Origin of the sequence: Bacillus sp. Brlt_9, from assembly GCF_051948935.1 — a bacterium.
GTDB lineage: Bacteria > Bacillota > Bacilli > Bacillales > Bacillaceae_G > Bacillus_A.
This window is the reverse complement of sequence record NZ_JAYJLO010000007.1, coordinates 148,943-162,005: the sequence shown is the minus strand read 5'-3', so window position 1 is coordinate 162,005 and position 13,063 is coordinate 148,943. Positions and strand designations below refer to the sequence as shown.

At 38.2% G+C, this 13,063-nt stretch carries 11 protein-coding genes; all 11 read right to left on the bottom strand.

The genetic code is table 11. The features are described from left to right. Positions 1–105: 105 nt before the first annotated feature. The gene (locus VF726_RS24030) at positions 106–912 is read right to left on the bottom strand and encodes a DUF368 domain-containing protein (RefSeq protein ID WP_000455196.1); all 807 of its coding nucleotides are present in this window, start codon (positions 910–912) and stop codon (positions 106–108) included. A gap of 166 nt (positions 913–1,078) precedes the next feature. Next, positions 1,079–2,035 carry a thioredoxin-disulfide reductase gene (trxB, locus tag VF726_RS24025; protein WP_071758446.1) on the bottom strand — a complete coding sequence of 319 codons (957 nt, stop codon included), beginning with the start codon at positions 2,033–2,035 and terminating at the stop codon, positions 1,079–1,081. 85 nt (positions 2,036–2,120) lie between these two features. Continuing rightward, positions 2,121–3,632, bottom strand: coding sequence for a tetratricopeptide repeat protein (locus VF726_RS24020; protein WP_440172753.1), 1,512 nt, complete (start codon positions 3,630–3,632; stop codon positions 2,121–2,123). 145 nt (positions 3,633–3,777) lie between these two features. Beyond that, positions 3,778–4,284 (bottom strand): acyltransferase, encoded by a 507-nt coding sequence (locus VF726_RS24015; RefSeq protein ID WP_440172752.1) that lies wholly within the window; start codon positions 4,282–4,284, stop codon positions 3,778–3,780. Positions 4,285–4,360: 76 nt separating this feature from the next. Next, positions 4,361–5,011 (bottom strand): pyrophosphatase PpaX, encoded by a 651-nt coding sequence (gene ppaX, locus VF726_RS24010; protein ID WP_440172751.1) that lies wholly within the window; start codon positions 5,009–5,011, stop codon positions 4,361–4,363. A 67-nt stretch (positions 5,012–5,078) separates the two neighbouring features. Further along, positions 5,079–5,891, bottom strand: a complete 813-nt coding sequence (gene lgt, locus VF726_RS24005) for a prolipoprotein diacylglyceryl transferase (protein WP_000924239.1) — start codon at positions 5,889–5,891, stop codon at positions 5,079–5,081. A gap of 24 nt (positions 5,892–5,915) precedes the next feature. Next, positions 5,916–6,845 (bottom strand): HPr(Ser) kinase/phosphatase, encoded by a 930-nt coding sequence (gene hprK / locus VF726_RS24000; RefSeq protein ID WP_001127250.1) that lies wholly within the window; start codon positions 6,843–6,845, stop codon positions 5,916–5,918. A 156-nt stretch (positions 6,846–7,001) separates the two neighbouring features. Beyond that, positions 7,002–7,382, bottom strand: coding sequence for a phage holin family protein (locus VF726_RS23995; protein WP_001267308.1), 381 nt, complete (start codon positions 7,380–7,382; stop codon positions 7,002–7,004). Positions 7,383–7,497: 115 nt separating this feature from the next. Continuing rightward, the gene (locus VF726_RS23990) at positions 7,498–7,914 is read right to left on the bottom strand and encodes a DUF4275 family protein (protein WP_440172750.1); all 417 of its coding nucleotides are present in this window, start codon (positions 7,912–7,914) and stop codon (positions 7,498–7,500) included. Between the two features lie 244 nt (positions 7,915–8,158). After that, the gene (gene uvrA, locus VF726_RS23985; protein WP_440172792.1) at positions 8,159–11,029 is read right to left on the bottom strand and encodes an excinuclease ABC subunit UvrA; all 2,871 of its coding nucleotides are present in this window, start codon (positions 11,027–11,029) and stop codon (positions 8,159–8,161) included. Positions 11,030–11,040: 11 nt separating this feature from the next. Then, complete coding sequence (gene uvrB / locus VF726_RS23980; protein ID WP_440172749.1) at positions 11,041–13,017, bottom strand: excinuclease ABC subunit B; 1,977 nt, start codon at positions 13,015–13,017, stop codon at positions 11,041–11,043. Between the last annotated feature and the right edge of the window lie 46 nt (positions 13,018–13,063).

Sequence of the window (13,063 nt, the reverse complement as noted above, 5' to 3'; positions counted from 1 at the left end):
ATTGTAGAAAAGCTTTCTACAACAAGCAATGTAAATGCCTAGATTTTCAATAAATAGCATGAAAAATCCCCTTAACGATTTTTATCGCCAAGGGGACTCCAGCCCTTATTTCTTACCGAAATAAGTAACAATTGCAAATCCTAAAATAAAGGTAATAATTGAACTTATAATTGAAAATCCTCCAGTTGGAATACCAGGGAACACAATTACAATCGAGCCGATAACAAGTCCAATAATTGCTGCAAATGTCATACTTTTATAACGATCTAATAAGAAACTAATTCCTTTACTACTTACAACAAACCCTACCATAACACCAGCACCGATAACTACGATTAATGGTAAGTTCAGTGTAGTTAAAGCATTAATTGCTGTCGGATACACACCAATAATTAATAAAATAAATGATCCGCTAATTCCAGGAAGTAACATAGCCATACTAGCCATCCATCCTGCAAAAAATAAACCAATTGCATTTAAAATTGTTAACGTCGTAATTGGATCTGCTGCCTTATCTGGTTTAAAGAAAGCTGTGATCGCAACAAGAATTGCTGCAACTATTAGTAAAACGATGTGCTTACCTTTAAACGACGACTTTGCATCAGCTTCTCTCATTAACATCGGTAATATGCTAATAATTAAACCGAGAAAGAAAAATTGAGTCGGTTCATAATGATTTGCAAGTAAATATTTAATAACGTGGCTTAACGTTAAAAAAGCTGCTGCCACACCAGCTGCAAGGGGAATTAAAAATCCTAAATGTTTTTTCCATTCACGACTAAAGAATCCACTAATTGCCGCAAGTAATTGTTCATAAATCCCTAACACAACAGCGATTGTACCGCCGCTCACACCAGGAATTAAATCACTAACACCCATACAAAATCCACGATATATATTACGCCATTCCATACTGAATAAATTCCTCATTTCTTATAGTGATTTTTTCCGTAAAGTCCAGTATATCAATAAGAAATCTTATAATCCTAATAATTTTTGACAAAACTTTGACATTTTCACACAAAAAAAAGAAGAAAGCCCCTATGTGTAGCTTTCTTCTCAAAAGGTATGTTATCCCTTATTTTTCTGATACAGTTTTTAGTTCTTCTAATAATTCTTCTACGTAATGTTGTGCACTTTGTGCTGCAATACTACCATCACCTGTTGCAGTTACAATTTGACGTAGCATTTTTTCACGAACATCTCCAGCTGCGAAAATACCAGGAACTTTCGTTTCCATACGCTCATTTGTTTCAAGGTAACCATTTTCATTTGTAATACCTAGTTCAACAAATGGTTTTGATAATGGTAACATACCGATATATACGAATACGCCATCAGTTTTGACTTCTTTCTCTTCTCCACTGTTTACGTCTACAAGTGTTACACTTCCAACTTTACCACTTGCTTCGTTAATTTCTTTAATAGTGTGATTCCAAATGAAATCTACTTTCTCATTTTGGAAAGCACGATCTTGTAAAATTTTCTGTGCACGAAGCGTGTCACGACGGTGAACAATTGTTACCTTCGATGCGAAGCGTGTTAAGAACACACCCTCTTCAACAGCAGAATCTCCGCCACCAATAACTACAAGTTCTTTTCCTTTAAAGAATGCGCCATCACATACTGCACAATATGATACACCTCGGCCGCCAAGTTCTGCTTCACCTGGCACACCAATTTTTTTATATTCTGCGCCGCTTGCAACGATAATTGCACGTGCTTTATATTCTTTTTTACCAGCAATAATTGTTTTGTATTCTTTACCATCGATGACCGCTTTCACATCACCGTATGCATATTCAGCACCAAATTTCTTCGCATGCTCGAACATTTTATTTGATAAGTCTGGTCCTAAAATAGACTCATAACCTGGGTAGTTTTCTACATCTTCCGTGTTTGCCATTTGGCCACCTGGAATACCACGCTCAAGCATTAATGTGCTTAAGTTCGCACGAGAAGTATATACTGCAGCTGTCATACCAGCTGGTCCTGCACCAATAATAATGACATCATAAATTTTTTCTTCTGACACACCATTCACTCCTATTCATTCCTACACAATTAAGTTACCCTCATTATACTGTTAGCATCATTTTTTTCCCAATGATTTGCTTACCTTATTTGTGCGTACGTTTCACAGCCTGCACATACTTTCGAACAGTCGCTACAGATACATTATATACATCTCCAAGCTCCGACTGTGTCATCTTATTTCCTTGTTCGCTGCGTACGATATATTCAATCGCAGCTGACCATCCGTACACGTTTGTAAAAACTGCTCCAGATGTATATAAACGTATGAATGTACAAAACCAAAATTGTAAACACTCTTCGATTAATTCATCATCTTTTTTCGTATAATTATATAAGGCATCCGCGATTCGCGCGCACTGTTCAAACTGTTGTAAATCAGCTGGAATGCTCTTATGGCTATTAAGTAAAAAGAAATACTTTGCAAGTTGTGATACAATTGGAACACCGTTCTTCGCTTGCGTTACATCAAAGAAGAATCCCACCTTCTCTGGCGTGGATAATTCATTCATTAAATATAAAGCTAGCATTTGTTCCTCTAGCGTCGCACTTTGCTGAAATGATTTTCGTAATTCTTCAAATAACACGTTTTGTCCTTCATCCGCTAAATTCAGCGCATTCCACGGTTCTTTTCCCTTTTTATCAGGGTGCAATTCTACAACATGTTGCCACATTTTTTCAGCTACTTGCTGATCTTTCACCATATAAGCAGAATATGCAAACCAATAATAAAAACTAACGTCTCCCTCGTATCCTTGACGCTTTAATACTTTGAACCATTTATATGCAGGTTCAAAATGACCAATTGTTGCAAGTGTCGTTCCGAGTTTCAAACGATGTTCAAATGAAATTGGATATACTGCAACTAACTGCGCAGCTAACGCTTCTACTTGTTTATGCTCTCCAATTGAATATAGAAAAATAAGCGTATTACAAAGCGCATGTATATTACCAGGATTTTTCTCTAAAATCATTTCCGTTAACTTCAGCGCTTTATCTACATTACCAGATTGAAAATGTGCGATGGCTAAATTATTATGACCCGACCAAAATTCCGGATAATCTTTCGTAACAATTTCTAATGTAGCAATCGCTTCTTCCAATTGTCCGTTACGAATATAGCGATTCGCTTCTTCCTGCATAACAATTAGATCATCTTCATCCTCAATCTCTTCCGCACCCATCGCTTCTTCTTCCATAATTTCAAGTAATTCTAATGTATCTTCTACAAATTCCTTCTCTTCTGCAACTTCTAAATAGCGATCCGCATACTTTTTTGCCTGCTGAAATAGCCCCATATATGCATAATTATTTGCAATAAAATAATAGCACTGTTCAAGTTCTGGATTAGATCTAACAAGCTTAAAGAAGGTTTGATTCGACTCTTGATATTCACCAGCCTCAGATAATACTGTTGCTAATTGGCATAAAATAAACGGCTCCTTCTCACTTTGTGCCGCTCTTCGAAAATATTTAATTGCATCTTGCAATTTTTGCCCTTTGTAAGCCCTCATCCCTTTTTTATAAAAGAAGTCCGCTAATTGATTAAAAGAGATAACTTGTCCGTTCTCCTTATATATTCCTTGATTTTTCCCCATATATCCTCCAGTTTTTTGTTTTCTTCGTTCACACATTCTTCTATCTATAAGTATAAACGATTCCGTAAAAAACAAAACAGTATATTATACTCAATTATTTCCTTTTTATTCATTAAAAAAGAAGAGAAATGTTACATTTTTAGTATCAACCTTCTTTAGCATCGATTTCTTCTTTCGTATAAATAACACGCATTGGATTTCCACCCACGAAGGCACCACTTGGGACATCCCTATGAACAAGTGTGCCAGCTGAAACAATCGCGCCATCTCCAATTTTCACACCTGGTAATATCGTTGTATTCGCTCCAATCATCACTTCATTTCCTATGACAATCTCTCCAAGTCGATATTCGCGAATTAAATATTCATGCGCTAAAAGCGTTGTATTATAGCCGATAATCGAATTCTCTCCCACAGTTATCTTTTCTGGGAACATAATGTCCGGCATTACCATAAGCGCGAACGATGTTTTCTTTCCGACTTTCATCCGTAAAAATGTGCGGTACAACCAATTTTTGACGGATAAAAATGGTGTATAACGAGCAATCTGGATAATAATAAAGTTCTTCATTACCTTCCAAAAGGACACTGTTTTATACACATTCCATAATGAATTTTCTCCCGAAACAGGATAGCGCGTTGTCCGTCGCACTTAGCTCGCTCCTCTACTAAAAAATGAAACTGTAAGTTAGTAGAGAAATATCTCCCCTACTAACTTACTTGGACCTTTATGAACGATTCATATTAGACAAAATTGGTAGCAAATCACTCATTTTATCTAGCATAAAGTCCGGCTTGTAAGCCTCTAAATACGCTCTACCTTTCAATGTCCATGAAACAGCAGCTGTTTTCGTACCCGCATTTTGTCCACCAACAACATCATGATGGTTATCCCCAACCATCAATGCTTCTTCCGGTTTCGCATCTAATAAATCAAGCGCTTTTTGAAGTGGTTCTGGGTGTGGTTTCACATGCTCTACATCATCAATTGTCACAACAACATCAAAAAATTCATCAAGCTTTGACAACTTTAATCCCATTTCAACAGTTTGTCTCGCTTTCGTTGTAACAATCCCAACTTTATAGCCTCGCTTCTTCAACTCTTGAACTGTTTCATATACAGTTTCATATTCTTCTACTAATTCATCATGATGATCATGGTTAAATTGACGATAACATGTGATCATCTCTTCAACCTTGTCTTCATCAATCTTGCTGAAGGTTTCATGTAAAGACGGGCCGATGAATGGTAATACATCTTCACGTTTATATTGATCTGGATAATATGTATGTAACACATGTAAAAAAGAAGAAATAATAAGTTCGTTTGTATTAATTAAAGTTCCATCTAAATCAAATAACACTGTATTTATTCTCATTGCCTTAGTCCTTTCTCTTTCCTGAATATGAAAGAAGCAGCATCTTATAATAAGATGCTACTTTTCTCTAATTTTCCGAATATCTTTTATCAGCTTGCCCCATTTTTCGTCTCACAATAATGAAAATAATAGAAATAACAACAAGTCCAATTGACATTACTTGTGCGATGCGAAGTGGTCCTAGCATTAAACTATCTGTACGTAAGCCTTCTACGAAGAAGCGCCCTACTGAATACCAAATTAAATATGTGAAGAATAATTCCCCGCGTCGTAAGTTCACTTTTCGTAATGCAAGTAATAAAATGACACCTGCAAAATTCCATAATGATTCATATAAAAACGTCGGATGGTAGTATACACCATCAATATACATTTGATTAATAATGAAATCCGGTAAATGAAGGCCTTCTAAAAACTGTCTCGTTACTTCATCACCATGTGCCTCTTGGTTCATAAAGTTTCCCCATCGGCCAATTGCTTGTCCTAGTAAAATACTTGGCGCAGCAATATCAGCCAACTTCCAGAATGAAACCCCGCGGCGTTTCGCAAAAAGAATCCCTGTAATAACAGCCCCAATTAAACCACCATGAATCGCCAAGCCACCTTGACGAATATTAATAATTTGACTCGGGTTTTGCGCGTAATATTCCCATTCAAAAATAACATAGTACATTCTCGCAAATAGAATAGCGATCGGTACTGCAATTAATACAAGGTCAACAAATGTATCTTTTGGAATACCTAGCCTTTCTCCCTCGCGAGTTGCTAGCCAAAGACCTAATAGCACACCTGTCCCGATAATAATCCCGTACCAATAAACAGGAAACGGCCCAAGTTGGACAGCTACGCGGTCAAGCTGTGGTACAGAACCTAACAGCATATGTATGACCTCCCTCTCCAAAGTTTACTCCTGATTTCCTAACTCAATCGCACTCATTAATCGTTCAGAGAACTGCTGTGCTGCATTGACTCCCATACGTTTTAGACGGAAGTTCATCGCTGCCACTTCAATAATAACAGCCAAGTTTCGACCAGGGCGAACTGGAAGTGTAATCTTCGTAAGTTCTGTATCAATAATCTTCATCTTCTCTTCATCAAGACCTAAGCGATCGTAATTTTTCTTTTGATCCCAAATTTCAAGATTAATAACAAGTGTAATACGCTTATAATTTCGCACTGCCCCTGCACCGAATAACGTCATAACGTTAATGATACCTAGACCACGAATTTCTAATAAATGCTCAATTAAATCTGGTGAGCTTCCGACTAACATGTCCTCATCTTCTTGACGAATTTCTACACTATCATCCGCAACAAGACGGTGACCACGTTTCACAAGCTCAAGAGCTGTCTCACTTTTACCGACACCACTTTGACCTGTAATTAACACACCAACACCGTAAATATCAACTAGCACACCATGTACAGCTGTAGTTGGAGCTAACTTACCTTCTAAATAATTTGTTAAACGACTCGATAATCTTGTTGTTGTTTGAGAAGAACGCAATAAAGGCATTCCTGATTCGCGCGATGCTTGCAGTAACTCATCTGGTACATCTTGATTACGAGTTACAATAATACATGGCGTCTCCTCAGTACAAAGCGCTTTCATTCTCTCTTGCTTTTGCTCTGACGTTAACGTGTCAAAGAACGTAAGCTCCGTCTTTCCAAGAAGCTGTACGCGATCAGCCGGATAATATGTAAAAAATCCTGCCATTTCAATTCCAGGTCGTGATAAATCACTTGTATCAATCGGACGATGAATTCCTTCTTCACCACTTATTAACTCCAATTGAAATTGTTCAATTAAATCTTTTGTCCTTACTTTCGGCATATGTATAAACCTCCACTCCGCTGCGGGTTCAGTCTCATTTGATGTAAAATTCCATTCTACCGGATATTGTACCATTTTTTTCTGGAAACAAGAAATACGGTTTCTAATAAATAGAAAAAAACATTTCATACACATCATGAAATGTTTTTCTTTGTGTCATTTTCTCTTTTTTTCATATAGAGGTTCCACAATTGCCTTTTCAATAATCATATTAAAAATTGAAATACAAATTGCTGCAACGATCGCTACACCAAATCCTGATATATTAAATGCATCTCCTAATAATGAATCTGCTATTTTTAACGTAATCGCATTAATAACAATTAAGAAGAACCCGAAAGTTACAACCGTAATTGGTAACGTAATTAAAATTAAAAATGGTTTTACGAACACATTTAAAACAGCCAAGATAATACTCGCAATAATTGCAGTTTGTATATTTGCTACGTAAAACGCGTCTGGTGCAATCCCTTTTAAAAGTCCCGATACAGCGATTAACACAACGCTATTTACAAGAAGTGATACAATCCATCTCATTTTCTTACACATCCTTTTAAACATATATATTTCATCATACGCTAATAGACAGTAAACGCAAGTATCATGCGAGCGCTTATATCAACTTATTCTACCCTTTATGCTTGTATACCTACTAACACTTCCTTGCGAAATAAGGACCACACCATCTATGTTCATGAGTTTTCACAAAGGTCCAAGTAAAATCTTTGTCTACAATATAGATATCACCTTTATACATATCATCTGTTTCACCTAATATATCATCCATAATTAATAAACTCGCATCTTTTATTAGCATTACATCATCACAGTGTTGATAGAAGATGTAGCAATCCTTTTTCACTTCATTATGAAACGCTCTCTCTGCTTCTGTTCCTTCTAAGCACTTCTTCTTTTCATAACTAAATATGTGCCACAAGTAACCACAATAATATTTATCCCCATATAAATGAATCTCTTCTTTCTCTTCATAACTCAAATGATTCGCAAAGCTATTCTCCCAGCGCTTGCGAAAATAAACACCCCAATTTTGAAACTCTCTTACCTTCATATTTTTCTTTCTTAAAACATCTATAAAGTGAAACTTTAATCAGTGGGGGTTTTGTTCATCTCCCACTGATTATTAGTTGAACCAATCGGGCTTTTACGGGCAGTTGATCATCCACCTAACTTCTTTGCTTTCGCTGAATTTTGAGGTAGGGATCTTACTGCCCGTTAATGCGGGGCAAACTCCATCTTCTCCCCCTATGAACGAAAAACCGAGTGCCATTTCCACTCGGTTTTTCGTAATACACTTATTGAGATAGCTCTACTTCTTTTATTTTCTCTTTCATTCTTGCTTTATCGCGATTTAAAATCTCTTTTAAATACTTACCTGTATACGAACGCTCTTCTTTCACTACTTGCTCTGGCGTTCCTGAGGCAACGATTTGTCCACCTTTGTCTCCGCCCTCTGGTCCAAGGTCAACGATATAGTCAGCTGTTTTAATTACATCTAAATTATGTTCAATTACAAGTACCGTCTCACCACTCTCAACAAGACGTTGCAACACTTCTAGAAGGCGTGCGATATCATGCGCATGTAAACCAGTCGTCGGCTCGTCTAAAATGTATAGCGTACGTCCTGTAGAACGACGGTGTAATTCAGAAGCTAGCTTCACGCGCTGTGCTTCCCCACCAGATAACGTCGTAGCTGGTTGCCCTAATTTCATATAACCAAGCCCTACGTCTACAAGCGTTTGAAGTTTACGCTTAATTTTTGGGATATTAGCGAAGAACTCTACTCCATCTTCAATTGTCATCCCTAACACTTCAGAAATGTTTTTATCTTTATATTTCACTTCTAACGTTTCACGGTTGTAACGTTTACCGTGACAAACTTCACACGGAACGTATACATCTGGTAAGAAGTGCATTTCGATTTTAATAATTCCATCACCACGGCACGCTTCACAACGTCCACCTTTTACATTAAAGCTGAAACGTCCTTTTTGATATCCACGCACTTTCGCTTCATTCGTTTGTGCAAACACATCACGGATATCATCGAATACACCTGTATACGTCGCTGGATTAGAACGTGGCGTACGACCGATTGGCGATTGATCAATATCGATTACTTTATCTAAATGCTCGAGACCTTTAATCTCTTTATGCGTACCTGGCTTCGCTTTCGCTTTATATAATTTTTGCGCTAACGATTTATATAGTACTTCATTAATCATCGTACTTTTACCAGAACCAGATACACCCGTTACCGCTACAAACGTACCAAGCGGGAATGACATCTTCGCATTCTTTAAGTTATTCTCTTTTGCACCGACAATTTCCACTTTACGCCCGTCACCTTTACGTCTCTCAAGTGGAACCGGAATAAACTCTTTACCGCTTAAATACTTACCTGTTAGCGAATTCTCATCTTGCATCACTTCAGCTGGTGTACCTGCTGATACAACTTGACCACCGTGAATACCTGCACCAGGCCCGATATCAAGTAAATAATCAGCAGCCATCATCGTGTCTTCATCATGTTCAACGACAATTAGCGTATTTCCTAAATCACGCATTTCTTGCAATGTGCGAATAAGACGGTCATTATCGCGCTGATGCAAACCGATAGAAGGCTCATCAAGAATGTACAGTACGCCAGTAAGACGAGAACCGATTTGCGTCGCTAAACGAATACGCTGCGCCTCACCACCTGATAAAGTTCCTGCGGCACGACTTAACGTTAAATAATCTAAACCGACGTTTACTAAGAACCCAACGCGCTCCTGAATTTCTCTTAAAATTAAATGAGCAATTTTTTGTTGTTTCTCCGTTAGCTCTACATTTGAGAAGAATTCCTGTACTTCTTGAACAGAATACTTCGTTACGTCAGCAATCGTTTTATCACCAACGAAAACAGCTAAACTCTCAGGCTTTAAGCGTCCACCTTTACACTTCGGACAAGCTTGCTCTGCCATATATTTCTCCATTTGCTCGCGAACATAATCAGAACTCGTTTCACGATAACGACGTTCGATATTTGGAATAACACCTTCAAATAAAATCTCATTTTCCTTTACTTGACCAAATTCATTTACATAGCGGAAATAAACTTTCTCTTCACCGCTTCCGTACAACACTTTATCAAATAAATCTTTCGGTATATCTTTCACAGGCACATCCATATCAACGCCGTAATGATTACATACAGATTGTAAAAGCTGCGGATAATATTGTGAGCTTGTCGGTTCCCAAGGAGCAATCGCATGTTCATTTAATGATAAATCCCAGTTCGGTATAACAAGTTCTAAATCTACCTCTAACTTTGAACCAAGTCCATCACAAGAAGGACACGCTCCGAATGGACTGTTGAATGAGAACATACGCGGCTCTAATTCTCCGATTGAAAAACCACAATGCGGACAAGCATGATGTTCACTAAATAGAAGTTCCTCTTCTCCCATTACATCGATTAACACTCGGCCTCCGCCAAGCTTTAATGCACTTTCAAGTGAATCCGCAAGACGGCTTGCGATTCCTTCTTTTACAACAATACGGTCTATTACAACTTCAATAGAATGCTTCTTATTTTTATCTAACGTAATCTCTTCAGATACATCCAGCATTTCACCGTCAACACGTACACGAACATATCCTTGCTTCTTAATATCTTCAAGCACTTTCACATGTGCACCTTTACGTCCAGAAACGATAGGAGCTAACACTTGTAATTTCGTACGTTCAGGATATTCAAGTACACGGTCTACCATCTGCTCTACTGTTTGTGACGTAATTTCAATGCCATGGTTCGGACAAATCGGTGTACCAATTCGCGCAAATAATAAACGTAAATAATCATAAATCTCCGTTACCGTTCCGACAGTTGAACGTGGATTACGACTCGTCGTTTTTTGATCGATTGAAATCGCTGGTGACAATCCTTCAATCGTATCTACATCCGGCTTATCCATTTGCCCTAAAAACTGGCGCGCATACGCAGATAACGATTCTACGTATCTGCGCTGCCCTTCTGCATAAATCGTATCAAATGCTAATGATGATTTCCCTGAACCAGACAATCCTGTCACAACAACAAGCTGATTTCTCGGAATGGTTACATCAATATTTTTTAAGTTATGTGCTCTAGCACCTTTTACAACAATAAAATCCTTGCTCATGCTCACTCTGTTCACCCTTCCGCTTTTAATTCTAATAGTAAATCTCTTAACTCAGCTGCACGCTCGAAATCTAACGCTTTTGCTGCTTCTTTCATCTCTGCTTCCATCTTCGCAATTGTCTTTTCACGCTCTTTTTTCGTCATCTTCTTAGCTGGCGCTGCTTCATATGTTTCTGGTTCTTCGGCAGCTGTCGTTGCACGGATCACATCACGCACACCTTTTTGAATCGTTTTCGGCGTAATACCATGCTCTTCATTGTAAGCTTCTTGTATCGTACGACGACGTTGCGTTTCTTCAATCGCAATTCCCATCGATCTTGTTATACGATCTGCGTACATAATTACGCGGCCGTTTTCATTACGTGCTGCACGACCGATTGTTTGAATTAATGAACGCTCTGAACGCAAGAACCCTTCCTTATCAGCATCTAAAATAGCTACAAGCGATACTTCTGGAATATCTAATCCTTCTCGTAATAAGTTAATACCGACAAGCACATCAAACTTACCAAGGCGAAGGTCACGGATAATTTCAATACGTTCTAACGTTTTAATTTCAGAGTGAAGATAGTTCACTTTAATTCCTACATCTTTTAAGTAATCCGTTAAATCCTCTGACATCTTCTTCGTTAAAGTCGTAATTAATACACGCTCATTTTTTGCGATGCGATCTTGAATTTCTCCTAATAAATCATCAATTTGTCCTTCAATTGGTCGTATATCAATTGGTGGATCTAAAAGCCCTGTTGGACGAATAATTTGTTCTATTACTTCTGGTGACTGCTCTAATTCGTACGGACCTGGCGTTGCTGAAACGTAAATAACTTGATTCGTTTTCTCTTCAAACTCATCAAACGTAAGCGGTCTATTATCTAAAGCCGATGGCAAACGGAATCCATGATCCACAAGCACTTGCTTACGCGCTTGGTCCCCGTTATACATCGCTCTTACTTGCGGCACTGATACGTGCGACTCATCCATAACGATTAAGAAATCCTCCGGGAAATAGTCTAATAGCGTATACGGCGTTGCACCCGCCGGACGAAGCGTTAAATGGCGGGAATAGTTTTCAATCCCTGAACAAAAGCCCATCTCGCGCATCATTTCTAAATCATAACGTGTGCGCTGCTCTATACGCTGCGCTTCTAACAACTTGCCATTATCATTTAATTCCTTTAAACGCTCTTCTAATTCTTTTTCGATATTTTCAATAGCGACCTTCATCTTCTCTTCACGTGTAACGAAGTGAGATGCTGGGAAGATTGCTACATGATCACGTTCTGCTAATACTTCCCCTGTTAACGCATTTACTTCGCGAATACGATCAATTTCATCGCCGAAAAACTCAATTCGAATACAATGCTCGTCAAGTGATGCCGGGAAGATTTCAACTACATCTCCGCGCACACGGAATGTACCACGCTTGAAATCAATATCATTACGTCCATACTGTACATCAACAAGTTCACGAAGCAATTGATTGCGGTCCTTTTCCATACCAACTCGAAGTGAAACAACTAACTCGCGGTATTCTTCCGGAGAACCTAAACCATATATACACGAAACACTCGCAACGATAATTACATCGTCCCGTTCAAATAATGCAGACGTTGCCGAGTGACGCAATTTATCAATTTCATCATTAATCTGTGCGTCTTTTTCAATAAACGTATCTGTTTGCGGCACATACGCTTCTGGTTGATAATAATCATAATAACTAACAAAATATTCAACTGCATTATTCGGGAAAAAATCTTTCAGCTCACTATATAACTGTCCCGCTAACGTTTTATTATGAGCCATGACAAGTGTTGGCTTCTGCACTTCTTTAATGACATTTGAAATCGTAAATGTCTTACCCGTTCCTGTCGCTCCAAGCAACACTTGCTTTTTCTTTCCACTATTAATTCCCTCTACAAGCTTCTCTATAGCTACCGGCTGATCGCCTTGTGGGGAATACGCTGAAATAATTTCAAATTGATGTTCCACGTAAGATCCGACCTCCTCATAAAAATCTGTATTATTATTTTACCAC

Excerpts from the sequence above, each read along its gene's own strand:
- VF726_RS24030 (WP_000455196.1), bottom strand. The coding sequence starts at position 912 with ATGGAATGGCGTAATATATATCGTGGATTTTGTATGGGTGTTAGTGAT.
- VF726_RS24020 (WP_440172753.1), bottom strand. The coding sequence starts at position 3,632 with ATGGGGAAAAATCAAGGAATATATAAGGAGAACGGACAAGTTATCTCT.
- ppaX (WP_440172751.1), bottom strand. The coding sequence starts at position 5,011 with ATGAGAATAAATACAGTGTTATTTGATTTAGATGGAACTTTAATTAAT.
- lgt (WP_000924239.1), bottom strand. The coding sequence starts at position 5,891 with ATGCTGTTAGGTTCTGTACCACAGCTTGACCGCGTAGCTGTCCAACTT.
- hprK (WP_001127250.1), bottom strand. The coding sequence starts at position 6,845 with ATGCCGAAAGTAAGGACAAAAGATTTAATTGAACAATTTCAATTGGAG.
- VF726_RS23995 (WP_001267308.1), bottom strand. The coding sequence starts at position 7,382 with ATGAGATGGATTGTATCACTTCTTGTAAATAGCGTTGTGTTAATCGCT.
- VF726_RS23990 (WP_440172750.1), bottom strand. The coding sequence starts at position 7,914 with ATGAAGGTAAGAGAGTTTCAAAATTGGGGTGTTTATTTTCGCAAGCGC.
- uvrA (WP_440172792.1), bottom strand. The coding sequence starts at position 11,029 with ATGAGCAAGGATTTTATTGTTGTAAAAGGTGCTAGAGCACATAACTTA.